Annotated in this window: 19 protein-coding genes and 1 pseudogene; 12 read left to right on the top strand and 8 right to left on the bottom strand. The window is 71.3% G+C overall.

What is annotated here, in order from left to right; translation table 11 throughout:
* Positions 1–40: 40 nt before the first annotated feature.
* Genes Ade02nite_RS36120 through Ade02nite_RS36100 form a run of 5 tightly spaced genes read right to left on the bottom strand, consistent with a single transcriptional unit; the run spans position 41 to position 4,340 of the window.
* Complete coding sequence (locus tag Ade02nite_RS36120; protein ID WP_203773588.1) at positions 41–904, bottom strand: alpha/beta fold hydrolase; 864 nt, start codon at positions 902–904, stop codon at positions 41–43.
* Positions 901–1,758 carry an SDR family NAD(P)-dependent oxidoreductase gene (locus tag Ade02nite_RS36115; RefSeq protein ID WP_203773586.1) on the bottom strand — a complete coding sequence of 286 codons (858 nt, stop codon included), beginning with the start codon at positions 1,756–1,758 and terminating at the stop codon, positions 901–903. Before Ade02nite_RS36115 ends, Ade02nite_RS36120 begins: the two co-directional genes overlap by 4 nt.
* A complete protein-coding gene (locus Ade02nite_RS36110) occupies positions 1,755–3,353 on the bottom strand; it encodes a flavin-containing monooxygenase (protein WP_203773583.1) in 1,599 nt (532 codons plus the stop codon). Before Ade02nite_RS36110 ends, Ade02nite_RS36115 begins: the two co-directional genes overlap by 4 nt.
* On the bottom strand, positions 3,350–3,664 hold the full coding sequence (locus tag Ade02nite_RS36105; RefSeq protein ID WP_239169306.1) for a DUF4873 domain-containing protein: 315 nt from the start codon (positions 3,662–3,664) through the stop codon (positions 3,350–3,352). The genes Ade02nite_RS36110 and Ade02nite_RS36105 overlap by 4 nt, the downstream gene beginning before the upstream one ends.
* On the bottom strand, positions 3,657–4,340 hold the full coding sequence (locus tag Ade02nite_RS36100; RefSeq protein ID WP_203773581.1) for a TetR/AcrR family transcriptional regulator: 684 nt from the start codon (positions 4,338–4,340) through the stop codon (positions 3,657–3,659). The genes Ade02nite_RS36105 and Ade02nite_RS36100 overlap by 8 nt, the downstream gene beginning before the upstream one ends.
* 64 nt (positions 4,341–4,404) lie before the next feature.
* Here Ade02nite_RS36100 and Ade02nite_RS36095 point away from each other — a divergent pair, with 64 nt between their 5' ends.
* From Ade02nite_RS36095 to Ade02nite_RS36050, 10 genes are all read left to right on the top strand, one after another.
* Positions 4,405–5,292 (top strand): AurF N-oxygenase family protein, encoded by an 888-nt coding sequence (locus tag Ade02nite_RS36095; protein ID WP_203773578.1) that lies wholly within the window; start codon positions 4,405–4,407, stop codon positions 5,290–5,292.
* Between the two features lie 160 nt (positions 5,293–5,452).
* On the top strand, positions 5,453–5,644 hold the full coding sequence (locus tag Ade02nite_RS36090; RefSeq protein WP_203773575.1) for a hypothetical protein: 192 nt from the start codon (positions 5,453–5,455) through the stop codon (positions 5,642–5,644).
* Positions 5,644–5,826 carry a hypothetical protein gene (locus tag Ade02nite_RS36085; protein WP_203773571.1) on the top strand — a complete coding sequence of 61 codons (183 nt, stop codon included), beginning with the start codon at positions 5,644–5,646 and terminating at the stop codon, positions 5,824–5,826. Before Ade02nite_RS36090 ends, Ade02nite_RS36085 begins: the two co-directional genes overlap by 1 nt.
* Positions 5,827–5,944: 118 nt before the next feature.
* On the top strand, positions 5,945–7,045 hold the full coding sequence (locus tag Ade02nite_RS36080; protein WP_203773568.1) for a uroporphyrinogen-III synthase: 1,101 nt from the start codon (positions 5,945–5,947) through the stop codon (positions 7,043–7,045).
* Between the two features lie 240 nt (positions 7,046–7,285).
* Positions 7,286–7,939 carry a sirohydrochlorin chelatase gene (locus Ade02nite_RS36075; RefSeq protein ID WP_239169305.1) on the top strand — a complete coding sequence of 218 codons (654 nt, stop codon included), beginning with the start codon at positions 7,286–7,288 and terminating at the stop codon, positions 7,937–7,939.
* Between the two features lie 68 nt (positions 7,940–8,007).
* Positions 8,008–10,089, top strand: coding sequence for a molybdopterin oxidoreductase family protein (locus tag Ade02nite_RS36070; protein WP_203773567.1), 2,082 nt, complete (start codon positions 8,008–8,010; stop codon positions 10,087–10,089).
* A 2-nt stretch (positions 10,090–10,091) separates the two neighbouring features.
* Positions 10,092–10,439, top strand: a complete 348-nt coding sequence (locus Ade02nite_RS36065; protein ID WP_203773564.1) for a molybdopterin oxidoreductase — start codon at positions 10,092–10,094, stop codon at positions 10,437–10,439.
* A gap of 1 nt (position 10,440) precedes the next feature.
* Entirely contained in the window at positions 10,441–12,897 is a 2,457-nt protein-coding gene (gene nirB, locus Ade02nite_RS36060; protein ID WP_203773562.1) for a nitrite reductase large subunit NirB, read from the top strand.
* On the top strand, positions 12,894–13,190 hold the full coding sequence (locus tag Ade02nite_RS36055; protein ID WP_203773560.1) for a Rieske (2Fe-2S) protein: 297 nt from the start codon (positions 12,894–12,896) through the stop codon (positions 13,188–13,190). Before nirB ends, Ade02nite_RS36055 begins: the two co-directional genes overlap by 4 nt.
* A gap of 1 nt (position 13,191) precedes the next feature.
* Positions 13,192–14,535, top strand: a complete 1,344-nt coding sequence (locus tag Ade02nite_RS36050; protein ID WP_203773558.1) for a nitrate/nitrite transporter — start codon at positions 13,192–13,194, stop codon at positions 14,533–14,535.
* Here Ade02nite_RS36050 and Ade02nite_RS36045 read toward each other — a convergent pair.
* On the bottom strand, positions 14,510–15,385 hold the full coding sequence (locus Ade02nite_RS36045) for an arginase family protein (RefSeq protein WP_203773556.1): 876 nt from the start codon (positions 15,383–15,385) through the stop codon (positions 14,510–14,512). The genes Ade02nite_RS36050 and Ade02nite_RS36045 overlap by 26 nt on opposite strands.
* Positions 15,386–15,458: 73 nt before the next feature.
* On the opposite strand from Ade02nite_RS36045, the gene Ade02nite_RS36040 reads away from it, so the two are divergent.
* The gene (locus Ade02nite_RS36040) at positions 15,459–16,277 is read left to right on the top strand and encodes an SAM-dependent methyltransferase (protein WP_203773554.1); all 819 of its coding nucleotides are present in this window, start codon (positions 15,459–15,461) and stop codon (positions 16,275–16,277) included.
* Positions 16,278–16,301: 24 nt separating this feature from the next.
* Complete coding sequence (locus Ade02nite_RS36035; protein WP_203773552.1) at positions 16,302–16,667, top strand: hypothetical protein; 366 nt, start codon at positions 16,302–16,304, stop codon at positions 16,665–16,667.
* Positions 16,668–16,729: 62 nt separating this feature from the next.
* Here Ade02nite_RS36035 and Ade02nite_RS50445 read toward each other — a convergent pair whose 3' ends face one another.
* Positions 16,730–16,864, bottom strand: coding sequence for a hypothetical protein (locus Ade02nite_RS50445; protein WP_275409974.1), 135 nt, complete (start codon positions 16,862–16,864; stop codon positions 16,730–16,732).
* Between the two features lie 6 nt (positions 16,865–16,870).
* A pseudogene (locus Ade02nite_RS36030) lies at positions 16,871–18,752 on the bottom strand (Na+/H+ antiporter NhaA); the annotation flags it as partial.
* Positions 18,753–18,828 lie beyond the last annotated feature (76 nt).

Below are 18,828 nucleotides of genomic sequence, written 5' to 3'. Positions count from 1 at the left end.
GCGGTTCCGGACGATCTCTGTCCGGAACCTGCCCGCGATCTCACAGGGATGAGTGGGTGCGGGGTGGGTCGGCCGTCAGCGCGAGCAGCGGCCGGACGAGGCGGGCGAAGTCGTCGGGGCGTTCCAGCTGGGGCATGTGGCCGGTGTCCGCGAACAGGTGCGACTGCGCGTGCGGCAGGGCCGAGCGGGCGGCGGTCAGGTGCACGGCGGGCAGGATCAGGTCGCGCTCGCCCCAGACGATCAGGGTGGGCTTCGGGTTGCGGGCGACGCGGTTGAGCAGCTCGGCGCGCCAGCGCGGGGCGATGCCGCGGAAGCCGCCGAGGGCGCGGGCGATCTCCAGGTAGACGGCGGCGAAGTCGGGCTGCTTGCCGATCTTGACGGCCATCGCGACGCGCTCGGGGGTGACCAGGGCGCGGTCGGCGAACAGCGAGCGCTCGACGCGCCTGGCCACGCGCGGGTCGATGCGGCCCAGCAGCGGGCGGCCCAGGAACGGGATGGCCAGCATGCGCAGCGCGAAGGTCACCTCCTTGCCGAAGCCGGCGCTGTTGACCAGCGTCAGTGTGGTGACCCGGGCGGGGTCGTCGACCAGCATCTGCATGGCGACCGCGCCGCCGAGAGAGTTTCCCATCAGGTGTACGGGCTGAGCGACGCCCAGGGCGTCGAGCGTGGCCCACACCCCGTCCGCGAGCCCGGCCAGCGTGGTGGGGGCGGGCATCCGCTGGGACAGGCCGAACCCGGGCATGTCGAGGCTGATCAGCCGGTGCTCGCCGTCGAGGCGGCCGTGCTGCGGCTCCCAGTCCTCCAGGCTGCGCCCGATGCCGTGCAGCAGCACCACCGGCGGCCCGTCGACGGGCCCGCTCGCGTGGTAACGGATGCGCGCGCCGTTCACCTCGACGTAGTTCACCGGCGGGCTCCCAGCTTGACCGAGGACGTGGTCAGGAACTGCATGACCCGGGCGTGCCCGACCGGGAAGAGCCGGGCCAGCACGTCCGGCGCCTTGGCGCTGAGCGCGATGAGCAGGCGCGGCTTGCGCTTGGCGACGGCGACGAGGATCTGCCGGGCGGCCTTCTCGGGGGGATAAGTCAGCAGGGCGGCGAACAGCCTCTTGTGCGGCTCGATGTCGGCCTCGGGCACGTTGCTGCCGACGATCGCGCTCTCGGCGATGCGCGTGCGGATGCCGCCCGGGTGCACGGTCGTCACGCCGACCCCGTTCTCGGCGAGCTCGGTGTGCAGGGCCTGGCTGAGGCCGCGCAGCGCGAACTTGCTCGCCGCGTACGCGCTCTGGCCCGCCGGGGCGATGAGGCCGAACAGGCTGGAGAGGTTGACCAGGTGGCTGCCGGGCTCGGCGGTGAGCGCGGGCAGCAGCGCGTGGGTGAGCAGCATCGGCGCGCGGAAGTTCACGTTCATCACGGTCTCGAACTCCTCGACCGTGACCTGGTCGAAGCGGCCGCCCAGCGCGATGCCCGCGTTGTTGATCAGCAGGCCGATCGCGGGGTGCTCGGCGAGGATCCGGGTGGCGACGCCCTCGACCTGGGAACGGTCGGCCAGGTCGGCGACGATCGTCTCGACGGTGATCCCCGGGTGCGACGTGCGGACGCGGTCGGCGACCAGCTTGAGCCGCGGCTCGTCGCGATCGACCAGCACGAGGTGGCTGCCGAGCTCGCCGAGCTGATAGGCGAGCTGCTCCCCGATGCCGCTGGCCGCGCCGGTGAGCACCGCCGTGCGTCCGGCAAATCGGAAATATCCGAGTCGAGTCATGGAGCGGGGTCCTCCTTGGGGGCGGCGGGAGCGGGCGCGAGGGAAGGGGGCGCCTGCGGGTTGGAGGTGGCGGGCGCGAGGGAAACGGGCGCCGGCGAGGTGGAGGCGGGACCGGCGGTGGGCGCGGCCCCGGAGCGGGCCGGCGTGAGAGCGCGATGGGACGGCACGGCGCGGCGGAAGTGCATGTCCCGGGTGACGTCGGCCCGGGGGGTGGTGAGGACGTCGCGCAGGTAGTTCTGGCGGACGATCCACGGGGCGCGGTCGCCCTGGCGCGGGAAGTCGTCGAGCGCGCGCTGCACGTACCCGGAGGAGAGGTCGAGGAGTGGACGGCCGGAACCGCCGGGGGCGGCCGGCGTGGCGACCGCGAGGCCGTGCCGGTCCATGTGGCGCAGCAACTTCATCACGTAGCGGTGCGACAGGTCCGCGCGCAGCGTCCACGAGGCGTTCACATAGCCGATGCAATAGGCCAGGTTGGGTACGCCGCTGAGCATGAGCCCGCGGTACGCGCCCCGCTTGCCGAGCTCCACCGCGGTGCCGTCGACGCTCACCCGGACGCCGCCGATCGGCAGCAGCGACAGCCCGGTGGCCGACACGACGATGTCCGCCTCGAGCACGTCGCCGGACTTGAGGCGGATGCCCGACGGCACGAAAGCGTCGATGTGGTCGGTCACCACGGACGCGCGGCCGGCCCGGATCTCCGCGTAGAGGTCGCCCTCCGGGATCACGCACAGGCGCTGGTCCCACGGGTCGTAGGCGGGCTTGAAGTGCTCGTCCACGTACGCCTGATCGCCGTCGAGACCGCGGACCGCCATCGCCCGCAGCAGCTTGCGCACGCGCTGGGGCTGCCGCCGCGCCAGCTGGTAGAAGCCCTGGGTGACCAGGATGTTCTTGGCGCGCGCGACCCGGCCGGCGGCCTTCGGTGGCAGCACCGACAGCAGCGTGCGCGCGACGACGTCCTGGGACGGCAGCGAGGTCAGATAGGTGGGGGAGCGCTGGAGCATCGTCACGTGCGCGGCGTCGCGGGCCATCGCCGGCACCAGCGTCACCGCCGTCGCACCGCTGCCGATCACGACCACCCGCTTGCCGCGGTAGTCGAGGCCCTCCGGCCAGAACTGCGGGTGGACCAGCTGCCCCTCGAACTCGTCGAGCCCGGGGAAGTCCGGCTGATAACCGCTGTCGTAATTGTAGTAGCCCGCGCAGGCATACACGAATGAGCAGGTCAGCGACGACCCGTCGGCGAGCGTCAGGGTCCAGCGGGCGTCGCCGGAGGACCAGTCGGCGGCCACCACCTTGGCGCCGAAGCGGATGTGCCGGGTGATGCCGCCCTCGTCGGCGATCGCCTGGATGTAGTCGCGGATCCGGTCGCCGGAGGCGAGCGACTGCGCGTCGTTCCACGGCCGGAACGGGTAGCTCAGCGTGAACATGTCCGAGTCGGACCGCACCCCGGGATAGCGGAACAGGTCCCACGTGCCGCCGATGGCGTCGCGGGCCTCCAGGATCGCGTACGTCTTGCCGAGGCCGGACTCCTGCAGCCGCCAGGCCGCCCCGACCCCGGAGAGCCCCGCGCCGATGATGATGACGTCGAAGTGGGTCACTGAGGAGCCTCCTGGAAGAACCACGGCGGGGTGCCCGTGCCGGACAGGCGGACGCCGCCCCACGGATCGGGCTCGCTCAGGCGTACGGCAATGGGGGGTGCTCCCGGCAGCGACAGCTGCGCCTCGCGCAGCCCGCCGCCGACCCGCTCACGCAGGGCCTCGTCGGGCGTGGTGCGCCCCGCCCAGCGGAACCTGCCCTCGACCGGCTCGAACCGCGCCGACAGCCGGATCTCCACCGGATGCCCCTGTTCGCCGACGCGCAGCGTGGCCGGGCCGCGGTATTCCTCCTCGGGGATCGGATAGTCAATCAAGGCTGGTCTCCTCCCGGTACGCGGCGAGCCCGCCCGGCACGTCCGCGGCCTGCTGCAAGCCGGCGATGCCGACCCAGAGGAACGTCGTCAGGTAGTCGCCGAGCGCCTCGCGGCTGATCGGCTGCTGCTGGCGCAGCCACCAGTCACCGACGGACTGCACATAACCCACCACGCCGTACGCCCAGGGCAGCGCCGCGCCGGAGTCGAGCCCCCGGGCCCGCAGCCGGTCGCCGAGGATGCGCGCGAGCCCGCTGGCGACCGTGTCCACCACGTCGGCGACCACGTCGCGCCCCCGCGCTATCTCGGGCTGGTGCACGACGAACTGGTACAGGTTGGTGTCGGCGGCGATGTGCCCGAGGTACGCGTCGATCGCCGCGCCCACCGCCGCCCGCTCCTCACGGACCGCGGCGACCGCCGGCACGATCGCGTCGAGCACCATGCCGGCCGCGCGCTGGCCGACGGCGAGCCAGAGCTCCGACTTGTCGGCGAAGTAGCGGTAGAGCACCGGCTTGCTGATGCCGGCGTGCGCGGCGATCGCGTCCATGCCGACCTCGGGCCCGTGCCGCCGGATCGCCTCGATGGCCGCCTCGGTCAGCTCGGATCGCCGCTGCTCACGATGGCCGGCCCAGCGGCCCTTCCGGCCATCCGTATTGACCGGCGTCTCCTCCGCGTTCATGCTACTACAAGTAGCTGTTACCCGGGGTAACGTCAAGTACCTCACACGTCGCGGGAGGACGAACATGGATCGCGAACGCACCGCCACCCGGCTCCTGAGGTCGTCCGCGGAGCACTCGTACGACCCGGAAGTGGAGATCGACTGGGAGGCGCCGTTCGTTGCCGGCAAGTACTTCGTGCCGCCGCACCGGTCCAGCCTCTACGGCACCGAGACCTGGGACCGGCTCACCGAGGAGCAGCGGATCACGCTCACCCGCCACGAGGTGGCCAGCATCGCGGGGCTCGGCGTCTGGTTCGAGACGATCCTCATGCAGCTGCTCATCCGCGGCTACTACAAGCAGGACCCCACCGCGGCGCACGCGCAATACGCGCTCACCGAGATCGCCGACGAGTGCCGCCACTCGGTCATGTTCGGCAAGATGATCTCCGTGCTCGGGACGCCGGTCTACCGGCCCGAGGGCGTCAACCAGGCGCTCGGCAAGTGGATCGCGGCCACCGGCACCGGCCCGCGCATGTTCGCCGCCATCCTCATCTGCGAGGAGATCCTCGACACGCTCCAGCGCGAGGCGATGGCCGACGAGCAGGTGCAGCCGCTGGTGCGGATGGTGTCGCGGATCCACGTCGTCGAGGAGGCCCGCCACGTCCGGTACGCCCGCGAGGAGCTCGCCCGGCAGGTGCGCGAGGCCGGCAAGGGGCGGCTCGTCTTCGACAAGCTCGTGATCGGCCGCGCCGCGTACCTGTGCGGCACGCGCCTGATCCACCCCGCGGTGTATCGCTCGATCGGGCTCTCCGCGTCCGAGGGCAAGCGGCTCGCGGCGGCCAACCCGCACTTCCAGGAGACGATCCGCTGGTCCGGCGAGCGCGTGGTGGCGTACCTCAAGGATCTTGATCTGATCGATGGCCCGGGCCGCGTGCTGTGGCGCCGATCGGGGCTGCTCCCTGCCGCTGCGTGACCTCGCGAGAGCGCGGAGTAATTCATCTGAACTGGCCCTTGACCTGGGACTTTAGGATTTCGGCCCGGCCGATTCGGCCCGTTGGCGATGCGGCGGACGCGTGGGAGATTTGCTCGCGGTGTCTGCGCTCGAGCGCGGCAACAAGCGTTCGGGAGGAAGCATGGACAGCGCGGACAGCGCCCTGCGCGACTACGAGAGCGGCCGGGCCGACGGCCTCGCCGGGCGGGGCAAGGACGAGACGCTCGCCGACAACCCCGACTACCTGGTCGGCCTCGTCGACGGGCAGGTCTCGGCGTTCGAGGAGAACCTGCTCGCCGCCATCCGCCGCGCGCTCGACGGCAAGAACCGGTGATGGACGACGCGCTCCTGGCCTATCAGACGGGGCGCGCGGACGGCATGGCCGCGCGCCGCGACCACACCCGCGCCCAGCACCCCGAGACCGGCGCCGACTACCGGATGGGTTTCCTCGACGGGCGGATCGAGGTGTTCCGCCTGCTCGCCACCGTCCGCAAGATCGTCGAAGACGCCGAGTGACGATCTTGCCGTCCCCCGTTCGGTGAAGTGATTGCGCGTTAGCGCCCCCGAAACAAATCTTCGACGTCGCGGTAACCGATCGTGGACACGCTGGCGTGAACAACTTCTTGGGGGCGGGATGAGCGAAGGTGCGCTGACGGGGTTCACCGTCGCGGTCACCGCGGAGCGGCGACGTGACGAGATGACCGCGTTGCTGCAGCGGCGCGGTGCCCGCGTGGTCACCGCCTCGGCGATCAGCATCGTGCCCCTGATCGACGACGAGGCCCTGCACGCGGCCACCGCCGCCTGCATCGGGCTCGCCCCCGACCTGGTCATCGCGACCACCGGGTTCGGCTTCCGCGGCTGGCTGGAGGCGGCCGAGGGCTGGGGCCTGGCCGAGCAGCTGCGCGAGGTGCTGGGCAGCGCCCGGATCGTGGCCCGGGGACCCAAGCCCTGCGGTGCCGTGCGCGCGGCCGGGCTCACCGAGGAGTGGGCGGCCAAGACCGAGGCGTCCGAGGAGATCCTGGAACGGCTGCTCGCCGAGGGCATCGCCGGCCTGCGCGTCGTGGTGCAGGAGCACGGCGAGCCGCAGACCGAGTTCGTGGCGGCGCTGCGGGCGGCGGGCGCGGCCGTGGTGGAAGTGCCGGTCTACCGCTGGGTCCCGCCGACGGACGTCACCCCGGTGCGCCGGCTCGTCGAGCAGATCACGGCCGGGCAGATCGACGCGGTGACGTTCACCAGCGCGCCGGCGGTGAAGTCGTTCCTGCACCTGGCGGGGGAGTCGCGCGAGGCGGTGCTCGATCAGTTCGCGTCGGGGACCCTGGCGGCGTGCGTGGGGCCGGTGACGGCGGCGCCGCTGCTGGAGCTGGGCGTGCCGGTGGTGATGCCGGAGCGGTACCGGCTCGGCGCGCTGATCAAGACGGTGACGGACGAGCTGCCGAGGCGGTCGGTGAAGCTGAACGTGGCGGGGTCGACGCTGGAGCTGCGTGGGCACGCGGTGCTCATCGACGACGTGCCGCACACGCTGGCACCGGCGGCGATGGCGATCCTGACGGCGCTGGCGGAGCGGCCGGGGGTGGTGGTGTCGAAGGAGCAGCTGATCGCGGCGCTGCCGCGGGGCAACGACGGGCACGCGGTGGATGTGGCGGTGGCTCGGTTGCGGACGGCGCTGGGGTCGGGGCGGCACATCGAGACCGTGATCAAGCGGGGGTATCGGTTGCGGTTGGATGAGCCGGCTTGATCGTCTTCGACCGCCAAGTCAGAGGGCCCGCCCTCCCAGGGGGCAGCCCCCGATGGGCATTCTCCCGGATTTTGCGCGGCGGCGCGCAGCGCCCTGTGGACAACCGCGACTGTGGATAACCGCCGCTGACGTCCCACCCCGTTCTGCCAGGCCCCCGGCCTGTAAGGCTCTCCGCTCTGTCAGGCTCCCCGTTCTGTCAGGCCGCAACGGCGCGGTCCTTTTCTCGCGAAAGGCCAGCTGATGCCCACTCTCCTAGCAGTAGCCCACGGCACCCGCAGCCCGCACGGCCAGTCCCAGATCCGTGACCTGGTCGCCCGCGTGGCCGCCCGCCGCCCCGGCCTCGACGTCCGCCTGGCCTACGTGGACGTCCAGGCCCCCAAGATCGCCGACGTCGTCCCCCAGGTCGGCGACGCCGTGGTGGTCCCCCTTCTGCTCTCCGCCGGCTACCACGTCCGCGTGGACATCGCCGAAGCCGTAGCCGGCCGCCCCATCCCGGTCACGCGCCCCCTGGGCCCCGACGACGCGCTGCTCGACAGCATGGTCCGCCGCCTCCCGCGCGGCGCCGACGCCGTCGTCCTCGCCGCCGCCGGTTCCTCCGACCCCGATTGGCGCGCCGACATCGACGCGCTGGCCGCCCGGATGGGCGCCCATGTCGGCTATGTCGCGGGCCACGATCCCAAGGTCGCCGACGTGGTCGCCGGTCTTCGGGAGCGCGGCGCCCGGCGGATCGCCATCGCCTCGTACCTGCTCGCCGACGGCCTCTTCTACCGCAAGCTGCACCAGGCCGGCGCCGACTGGGTCACCCCGCCGCTCTGCCTCGACCCGGTCACCACCGATCTGGTGCTCCAGCGCTACCGGGCCGGACTTCTCACAACCGCCTCGGCGCGTTTGTAGGGTTTTCCGAACGTCGAGGCAATCGCGGAAGACTCGGCGGTAAACAATCGCCCACAAACATAGTGGTCGTGACGGCAACCGATACGCATTGCCCCTACTGCGCATTGCAGTGCGGCATGACCTTGACCCCGGGAATCCCCGTGGTCAAGCTCGAGCCGCGCGAGTTCCCGGTCAACAAGGGTGGCCTGTGCGCCAAGGGCTTCACCGCCGCTGACCTGCTTGATCACCGCGACCGGCTGCTGGCGCCGCTGGTGCGCAAGGAGCCCGGCGACCGCACCAGCCCGCTGCGGGAGGCCACCTGGGACGAGGCGCTCACGCTGATCACGAACGCCATACAAAAGAGCCAGGAAACGTACGGCCGGGACAGCGTCGGCGCGTTCGGCGGCGGCGGTCTGACCAATGAGAAGGCGTACGCGCTCGGCAAGTTCGTGCGGGTCGCGCTGCGATCGGCGTCGATCGACTACAACGGCCGGTTCTGCATGTCCTCGGCGGCGACGGCGGCCAACCGGGCGCTCGGCGTCGACCGGGGGCTGCCGTTCCCGCTGGAGGACGTCGCCGAGGCGCAGACGGTGCTGCTGGTCGGCGCGAACCCGGCCGACGCGATGCCGCCGTCCATGCAGTACCTGGACGCGGGGCGGGCCAACGGCGCCAAGCACATCGTGATCGACCCGCGGCGCACGGCCACCGCGAACGGCGCCCACCTGCACCTTCAGCCGCTGCCGGGCACCGATCTGGCGCTGGCGAACGGCATGCTGCACATCGCGATCCGCGAGGGCTACGTCGACGAGGACTACGTCCGGGAGCGGACCACCGGCTTCGACGCGGTGAAGGCGGCGACCAACGCCTACTGGCCCGGCGCGGTCGAGCGGATGACCGGCGTGCCCGAGACGAAGATGCGCGAGACCGTGCGGCTGCTCGCCACGAACGGGCCGGCGATGATCCTGACCGCGCGCGGGGCCGAGCAGCACAGCAACGGTACGGACACCGCGCAGGCGTGGCTCAACCTGGCGCTCGCGCTCGGGCTGGTCGGCAAGCCGTACTCGGGCTACGGGACGATCACCGGGCAGGGCAACGGCCAGGGCGGCCGCGAGCACGGGCAGAAGGCCGACCAGCTGCCCGGCTACCGCAAGCTCGACGACCCGGCGGCCCGCGCGCACGTCGCCGCGGTGTGGGGGATCGACCCGGACGAGCTGCCGAAGCCGGGCGTCAGCGCGTACGAGATGCTCGATCGTCTCGGCACCGAGGGCGGCGTGCGGGTGCTGATGGTGCTCGCCAGCAACATCGCCGTCTCCGCCCCGCACAGCAACCGCGTCCTGGACCGGTTGCGGGCGCTCGATTTCCTCGTTGTTTCCGACATCTTCCGCTCCGAGACCGCCGAGCTCGCCGACGTCGTGCTGCCGACCGCCCAGTGGGCGGAGGAGGAGGGCACGATGACGAACCTGGAGGGCCGGGTGCTGCGCCGCAAGCGTGCCCTGCCCCCGCCGCCGGACGTGAAGACCGACCTGGAGATGCTCACCGAGCTGGCCGAGCGGCTGGGCCGGGGCAAGTATTTCAGTGCCGACCCGCGCACGGTCTTCGACGAGCTGCGCCGGGCCAGCGAGGGCGGCATCGCCGACTACAGCGGCATCACCTACGAGCGCATCGAGGCCGAGGACGGCGTCTTCTGGCCCTGCCCGGCCGAGGACCATCCGGGTACGCCGCGGCTGTTCGCCGACGGCTTCCCGACGGCCGACGGCCGGGCGCGCTTCATCAAGACGCTCCACCGTGACCCGGCGGAGATGCCCGACAAGCATTTCCCGTACGTGCTCACGACCGGCCGCAACATGCAGCAGTACCAGAGCGGCAACCAGACCCGCCGGGTGAAGGCGCTCGCCGTCGCGCTGCCCGAGCCCCGCGCGGAGATCCACCCCGACCTGGCCCGCCGGCACGGCATCGCCGACGGCGACCTGGTCGAGTTGCGCAGCCGCCGCGGCGTTGCGGTGCTGCGCGCCCGGCTCAGCGACGGGATCAGGCCGGACACGGTCTTCGCCCCGTTCCACTGGCCCGGCGCGAACGCGCTGACCAACCCGGCTCTCGACCCGCACTCTCGCATGCCCGCGTTCAAGGCGTGCGCGGTCGCGATCAGTCCCCACCAGGAAGGAACCGATTAGCGGTGCATTCCACCCCACGATTCCTGCAAGGCGTCCACGCGTTCGAGGGCAAAGGCCTGGACCGCCCGGCGCCGATCTCGCCCGAGTTGTCGTACGTGGTCCCGGACGGCGCGACCGCGCAGGCCGTCTACTTCCGGGGCGGTAACGCGGCCGCCGAGCTCATCAGCGTCGTGCTCGTGCGCGACGGCAAGCCGATGCGGTACTTCCCGATCGGCGCCAAGGGTGACGTGCACGTGCCCCTGCGGGTCGTCGAGGACCTGCTCGCCGGCACGTCGATCGAGCTCTGGCTGGCCGCGCCGGCCGGGGTCTCCGGAACCGTCATCGTCGATCTAGGCCTGGTGGAGATCTGATATGCGGCAGAGACTGGTCGTCATCGGCAACGGCATGGCCGGGGCCCGGACGGTGGAGGAGATCCTCGCCCGCGGCGGGGACTTCGAGATCACCATGTTCGGCGACGAGCCGTACGGCAACTACAACCGGATCATGCTCTCCAACGTCCTCGCGGGCGTGGAGGACGAGTCCGGCATCTTCCTCAACGACCTGTCCTGGTACGCCGACAACGGCATCACGCTGCACGCGAGCACCCGGATCGAGCGCATCGACCGGTTCGCCAAGCGGGTGTACGCCGAGGACGGCACCGAGACCCCGTACGACAAGCTGATCATCGCGACCGGCAGCCGCGCGTTCGTGCCGCCGATCCCCGGCATCCACCGGCCCGGCCGCGGCTACCACCAGGGCGTCTTCGCGTTCCGCACGCTCGACGACACCCGGGCGATGATCCGGTACGCCAGGGAGCACGAGCGCGCGGTCGTCATCGGCGGTGGCCTGCTCGGGCTGGAGGCGGCCCGCGGCCTCCAGAGCCACCTGCCGCACGTGACGCTGGTCCACGCCGCCGGCCACCTGATGAACACCCAGCTCAACGAGCAGGCCGGCCGGCAGCTGAAGGACACCATCGAGGCCAAGCTGGGCATCGAGGTCGTCGTCGACGGCATGACCACGGAGATCCTCGGCAAGAACGCGGTCACCGGGGTCAAGCTGGCCGACGGGCGGGTGATCCCGTGCGACGTGGTCGTGGTCGCGGCCGGCATCCGGGCCAACTCCGAGATGGCCGCGGCCAGCGACCTGCCCGTGGAGCGCGGCATCGTCGTCGACGACCAGATGCGGGTGCAGGACGAGGACGACATCTACGCGGTCGGCGAGTGCGCCCAGCACCGCGGCGAGGTGTACGGGCTGGTCGCGCCGCTGTGGGACCAGGCCAAGGTGCTCGCCGACCACCTCACCGGCGTGAACCCGTTCGCCGAGTACCACGGCTCGCAGGTCGCCACGAAGCTCAAGGTGGCCGGCGTCGACGTCGCCGCGATGGGCCTCAAGGAGCCGGAGCACGAGGACGACGAGGTGCTCACCTACGCCGAGCCGAAGAAGGGCATCTACAAGAACGTCATCATCCGCGACGGCCGCCTCGCCGGGGCGACCCTGGTCGGCGACGTGAAGAAGGTCGCCTTCCTCATGCAGGCGTTCGACCGGGGGCTGGCGCTGCCCGAGGACCGCGCCGAGCTGATGTTCGACCTGGGCGGCCCGGCCGGCGAGGTCAAGGTCGAGGACATGCCCGACGACGAGCAGGTCTGCAACTGCAACGGCGTCAGCAAGGGCACGATCTGCTCGACCGTGCAGAGCGGCTGCAAGACCGTCAGCGGCGTGATGGACAAGACCCGCGCCGGCAAGGGCTGCGGCACCTGCAAGAGCGTGGTGCAGCGGATCGTCGAGTGGGCCGCGGGCGGCGAGGTCGAGGAGGACCCGGCCGCGTCGTACTACGTACCGGGCATCCCGATGCCCAAGCCCGAGCTGATGAACGCGATCCGCCTGCACTCCCTCAAGAGCGTGTCGGCGGTCTTCGCGAAGCTCGGCGGCGAGGAGGACGCGAAGAGCAAGATGGGCCTCGCGTCGCTGCTGAAGATGATGTGGGGCGCCGAGTACGTCGACGAGCGCGACGCCCGCTTCATCAACGACCGGGTGCACGCCAACATCCAGCGCGACGGCACCTTCTCGGTGGTGCCCCAGATGAAGGGCGGCGTCACCACCCCGGCCCAGCTGCGCCGCATCGCCGAGGTGGCCGAGAGGCACGAGGTGCCGATGGTCAAGCTGACCGGCGGCCAGCGCATCGACCTGCTCGGCATCCCCAAGGAGAAGCTGCCCGAGGTGTGGGCCGACCTCGACATGCCGTCGGGCTACGCGTACGGCAAGAGCTTCCGCACGGTGAAGACCTGCGTCGGCTCGGACTTCTGCCGCTTCGGCGTGGGCGACTCGACGGCGCTCGGCATCGCGCTGGAGGAGCGCTATCAGGGCATCGAGGGGCCGGGCAAGATGAAGCTCGCGGTCACCGGCTGCCCGCGCAACTGCGCCGAGGCGTACGTCAAGGATCTCGGGGTCGTCGCCATCGACGGCGGCAAGTGGGAGATCTACGTGGGCGGCGCGGCCGGTGCCCACGTCCGCAAGGGTGACCTGCTGGCGACCGTGGGCAGCGCCGACGAGGTGATCACGCTGACCGGCCGGTTCCTGCAGTACTACCGCGAGAACGCCAACTGGCTGGAGCGCACGTACGCCTTCGTGCCGCGCATCGGCATCGACCGGATCCGCGAGATCGTCGTCGACGACAGTGACGGCATCGCCGCCGAGCTGGACGCGGCGATGGACGCCTCGGTTCGCGCGTACCGCGACCCGTGGAGGGACCGTGACGAGCCCGCCACGCCCGGCCAGTTCCGGACCTCCCTGCCCCTGATCGTTCTGCCCCAGGTTCCGGTGCGCGCATGAGGCCGATCGCTTCCGTCCACGAGATCCCGCTCGGCGAGGGCCGGACCATCGCCGTCGACGGCGAGATGATCGCCGTGTTCCGCCTGCGCGACGGCTCCGTCCGCGCCATCTCCGCGGTCTGCCCGCACAAGGGCGGCCCGCTCGCCGACGGCCAGATCGACCTCAAGCAGGTCATCTGCCCCTTGCACCTCAACGCTTGGGACCTTCGCACCGGGTGCTCCCTCAGTGGGCAGCAGGACGTCGCCGTCTACCCGGTCTTCATCGACGACGACAAGATCATGCTGGGGGAGTGACGTGACTGCTGTTGTAGAACGGCCTGCCGCCTCGTCGGTACGGGGTCACTGGATCGACGACTGGCGCCCGGAGGACCGCGTCTTCTGGGACGCCACCGGGTCGCGCATCGCCCGCCGCAACCTCATCTTCTCGATCACCTCGGAGCACATCGGCTTCTCGGTGTGGTCGCTGTGGTCGGTCCTGGTGCTGTTCCTCGGGCCCGAGTACGGCATCGACCCGGCCGGCAAGTTCCTGCTGACCGCGGTGCCGACGCTGTTCGGCGCGGCGCTGCGCATCCCGTACAGCTTCGCCGTGGCCCGCTTCGGCGGCCGCAACTGGACCGTCTTCAGCGCGGCGCTGCTGCTGGTGCCGGCCGTGGCGGCGGCGTTCCTGATCAGGCCGGGCGTCGACTACTCGACCCTGCTGATCCTGGCCGCGCTCGCCGGCGTCGGCGGCGGCAACTTCGCCTCGTCGATGACGAACATCAACGCCTTCTACCCGGACCGGCTCAAGGGCTGGGCGCTCGGCATCAACGCCGGCGGCGGCAACCTCGGCGTCGCGGCGGTGCAGCTGGTCGGCCTCTTCGTCCTCGCGGTCTTCGGCGCGGGGCACCCCGGCATCGTCGCCGGCATCTACATCCCGCTGATCGTGCTGGCCGCGCTCGGCTCGGCGCTCTACATGGACAACCTCTCGCAGGTCCGCAACGAGAAGCGCGGCATGCGCGACGCCGTCCGCGAACCGCACACCTGGATCATGTCGCTGCTCTACATCGGCACGTTCGGCTCGTTCATCGGCTTCGGGTTCGCCTTCGGCCAGGTCCTCCAGGTGCAGTTCCACACCGAGTTCAGCACCCCGGTGAAGGCCGCCTACCTGACCTTCCTCGGCCCGCTGCTGGGCTCGCTGATCCGCCCGGTCGGCGGCGCGCTGGCCGACCGGCTCGGCGGCGCCCGCGTCACGTTCGTCAACTTCATCGCGATGGCCGTGGGCGCGTCGGTCGTGCTGCTCGCGGCGCAGCAGAGGTCGCTGCCGCTCTACATCGCCGGCTTCGTCACGCTGTTCGTCCTCACCGGCATCGGCAACGGGTCGACGTACAAGATGATCCCGGCCATCTTCCGCGCCAAGCACCCCGGCGACGACCACGAGGCCCGGCGCCTGACCAACGCCGTCATCGGCATTGCCGGCGCGGTCGGCGCGTTCGGCGGCGTGCTGGTCAACCTGGCCTTCCGCCAATCGTTCCTGTCCACCAAGGAGGCGGACGCGGCGTACATCGCCTTCATCGCCTTCTACGGCGTCTGCGTGCTGGTCACCTGGGCCGTCTACCTGCGCCCCAAGGCCCGCGTCACAGAATCCGCTCGAGCAAGGTGACCAGCCGGGCGGCGTGCTCGCCGCCCGGGTCCAGATCGGGACGGAAATCGGCGATGCTGACCCCGGCCAGCCGCGGCGACGCGGCGAGCGGGGTCAGCATCGCGGCGAGCTGGTCGAGGTCCGGCCCGCCGGGCTGCGGGTAGGTCACCGCGGGCAGGACCGCCGGATCGAGCACGTCCACGTCGAGGTGCAGCCACATCGGGAGGCCCAGCTCCTCGCCCCAGGCCGCCGCCCGGCGCCCCGCGCCGTGCGGGTCGCCGGCCACCGCGAGCGCGTCGACGGCGAACAGGCCGTCGGGCACCCGGGCCAGCTCCGCGGCGGACGCGGCGTCGAGCCCGGCGGTGCGATGCCCCAGCAGGGCGACATGCTCGGCGGCGACCATCGGCGCCGCCCCGCCCAGCCCCACGAGCTCGGCCGGCCCGTCGCCGGTGAGCACGGCAAGCTGCGAGTCGGCCGTCTCGCCGGTCTCGGAGGACGGGGGATCGAGGAAGTCGGGATGCCCGTCCGCCATCCACAACCCGACGTCGCCGAGGGCCGCCCGGGCCCCGGCGAACACACCCAGCAGCAGGCTGCAATCACCACCGACGACCAGCGGCCGCCGTCCCTTTTCTCGGCGCCAGAGCACGCCCGCCAGCTCCCGCGCCGCGGCGACGGTGTCGGCCAGAGCACGCACCCCGGTGGCCTCGTCCCGCCGGCTGCTGGAGATGACCGTCGCCGCGTCACCCCGATCGACGGCGGCGAGCCGGCCGATCCCCGCCCGCCGCAACGCCGTCGGCGCCCGTTCCTCACCCCGGCGCAATCCGGAGCTGTCCCAGGGCGCGCCGAGCAGGAACCAATCGGACCCGGTCATGTTGCTATCGTAGGCGCGTCCTATTTGGACCGCCCCCACGACCGCCGCGATCGCGCCCCGGAGGGACCCGCCGATGGACGAGACCCAGGCCCGCCCCGCCGACCTCGACACGAGCGTCGCCCACCCCGCCCGCCGCTACAACTACTGGCTCGGCGGCAAGGACCACTTCGCCGCCGACCGCGAGTCCGGCGACCTGCTGGAGAAGGCGATGCCGACAGTCCGCATCCTGGCCGTCGAAAACCGCCGGTTCCTCCAGCGGGCGGTCACCTACCTGGCCGGCGAGGCCGCCCTCGACCAGTTCCTCGACATCGGCACGGGCCTGCCGACCGCCGACAACACCCACGAGGTCGCCCAGCGCCTCAACCCGCGCAGCCGGGTGGTCTACGTCGACAACGACCCCATGGTGATGACGCACGCCCGGGCGCTGCTCACGAGCACACCCGAGGGCCGCTCCGCCTACATCGAGGAAGACCTGCGCAATCCCGACAAGATCCTGGCCCACCCCGCCGTACGGGAAACGCTCGACCTGGGCAGGCCGGTGGCCCTCATGCTGATCGCCGTCCTGCACTTCATCGAGGACTACGACGAGGCCCGCGACATCGTGCGCCACCTGGTCGACGCCCTGCCCCCGGGCAGCCACCTGGCCGCCACGAACATCACCTACGACTTCATCAGCCCCGAGGAGCTGGCGGCGGCCGCGGCCCGCTTCGGCAACCGCAAGCCGGACGCCTTCGCCCGGACCCGAGCCGAGTTCACCGGCTTCTTCGACGGCCTGCGCCTGATCGACCCGGGCATCACGGCGGTCAGCGAGTGGCGCCCCACCGTCCCGCCGGCCGACCGGGTGAGCCCCAGGGCGGCCGCCATGTACGCCGCGGTGGCGGTCAAGGACTGAAAGGCCCGGCTACGATCCCGAGCCGTGAGCCTGAGCATCGACATCGTCCGTGACCTCCCGGACGATCAGTTCGCGGTGGAGCAGACGCCCTACGACATCTTCGACGGGGTCGGCACCGAACGGCTGTGGACCGCGCCGGTGATCCGCGACCTGGGTGCCACCTTCCTGCCGCAACTCGGTGGCGGCTTCCTGTGGATCCGGCCGGGGGAGACCGGCGCGTTCCTGCGCGAGTGCGCCATGCTGCTCGCGCACTCGCCGCGGATCGTCGCCGCGACACTGGAGAACAAGACCTATCCGGAGCAGGAGAACTACGTCGAGCGCAACCTCAGCACCATGATCTACGTGACCTACCACGCGCGGCACAACGAGCACGGGGTGGTCATCTGGTGAGATCTGTTGACTGCGCGCTGAGACGAGCCGGCCCCGGTTCGATGCGACAAGGGACCAGGCGATCAGCAGGGGCCGCGCCGTTCGCGGACCGGCCGGCTGTCGTGGTCGTGGGCGTAGCTGATGTCGATGTCGGGCAGCTCGTTCTGCAGGTCGTAGGCGAGCCGCAGGCCCTCCCGGATCCAGCGTTGCTCGTCCACAGGGCGATCAGGCATGGGCCCGCTTGGCGGCGATCTTCGCGCGGACGCGGGCCAGCTTGATCGCCTTTTCGAGGGTCTCCACGTCGTACCTGCCGTAGTGGCGCCTGCCGTTGATGAAGAACGTGGGGGTGCCGGCGACGCCGCTGAGGTCGGCGGACTCGACGTCGGCGGTGATCCGGTCGGTGCAGTCGTCGCGCATCATGTCGTCGTGGAAGCGGTCCTGGTCGAGGCCGAGCTCGCCGGCGTAGCCGATCAGGTCGGCGATGCGCAGGTGGTCCTGGCGGCTCAGCAGCAGGTCGTGCATCTCCCAGAACTTGCCCTGCAAGCCGGCCGCCTCGGCCGCCTGCGCGGCGATCTGCGCCTGCGGGTGCACATCGGTGAGCGGCAGGTGGCGCCACACGTAGCGCAGGTCGACGTCGGTCAGCAGCTCGCGCACGATCGGCTCGGCCTGGCCGCAGTACGGGCACTGGAAGTCGCCGTACTCGACCAGGGTGACCGACGCGTCCTCCGGCCCGCGGGTGTGATCGCGGTCCGGGTCCACCTCGGGGATCAGGTCGATGATGTCGTCGGAGTCGCCGAGCAGCATGACCGCGCGCCGGGGCCGGGGCAGCATGCTCGTGACGCGGAAGACCAGCCAGGTGACGAACGTGGAGCCGACGCCGGCCAGCAGCACGCCCAGCTTCGCCTCGGCCAGCTCCGGCCCCTCGAAGGCCAGGTTGGCGATCAGGAACGACACGGTGAAGCCGATGCCGGCGATCGTGCCGGTGCCGAGCACCGACGCCCAGCCGACGGCCGGCCGCACCCGGCCCTTGCTCAGCCATGTGATCAGCGCGGACACGCCGGTGATCGCGACGGGCTTGCCCACCACGTACGCCACGATGACGCCCAGCGTGACCGGCGAGGTCAGCGCGCGCCCCAGGAAGCCGGCGTCGATCGCGATGCCCGCGTTGGCCAGGCCGAACAGCGGCACGATCAGGTAGTTCGTCCAGCCCGACCAGGTGCGCTGCAGCCGATCGTTCCACGACAGGGTGCTGACCAGGCCGAACCGGGCATAGCGGGCCAGCTCCGGCGTGGGCTGTTCGCGGAACGAGCGGAACAGGTCGCTGGCCTCCTGCAACGCCTCGCGGGCCGGCGTGTACGCGGCCGCGGTCAGGCCGAGCACCAGCCCGGACACCACCGGGTCGATGCCGCTCTCGAGCATGGCGACCCAGAAGGCAACCCCGAAAGGCACGTACGCGAAGCCGCTGCGCACGCCGAGGCGTACCAGTAGGAAGGTCATCGCATAGAAGACCGCCGCGAACGCCAGCGGCATCCAGCGGATCTCCTCGGTGTAGGCGACAGCGATGACGATCAGCGCCACCACGTCGTCGACCACGGAAACGGTGACGAGGAACAGCCGGGCCTGTACGGGAACGTTGCGCCCGACCAGCGCGAGCAGGCCGAGCGCCAGCGCGGTGTCGGTGGACATGGCCACGCCCCAGCCGCTCGCCGTGTGACCGCCCGCGTTGAAGGCCAGGAAGATCCCGACCGGCAGCGCCATGCCGACCACCCCGGCGGCCGCGGGCAGGATGAACCGCCGCCGGTCCCGCAGGTCGCCCAGGTCGAACTCGCGCCGCGCCTCCAGCCCCACGACCAGGAAGAAGATGGTCATGAGCCCGCTGTTGACCCACTCACGCAGGGTCAGGTGGATCCCGTCCCCGCCGAGATCGATGCTCAGCTCGGTGTGCCAGAACCGCTCATAACTGCCGTCGGCGACATTGGCCCAGATCAGAGCGGCCGCGATGGCGGCGAGCAGCACCCCCGCGCTGCCCGCCTCGGTGCGCAGGAACTCCCGCAACGGGGTCGCGACCCGCCCTCTCCACGGCGTGCTGGCGGTTTCGTCACTCACCCGCCATACCCAACCACGGACGGCGCCCACGAGCCACGATGTGTGATCAGCGCCGTACACCAGCGCCGCGCGGCTT

This window comes from Paractinoplanes deccanensis (genome assembly GCF_016862115.1).
Lineage (GTDB): Bacteria > Actinomycetota > Actinomycetes > Mycobacteriales > Micromonosporaceae > Actinoplanes > Actinoplanes deccanensis.
Note: the sequence above shows the minus strand (reverse complement) of the source record. Positions and strands in the feature narration are given on the sequence as shown.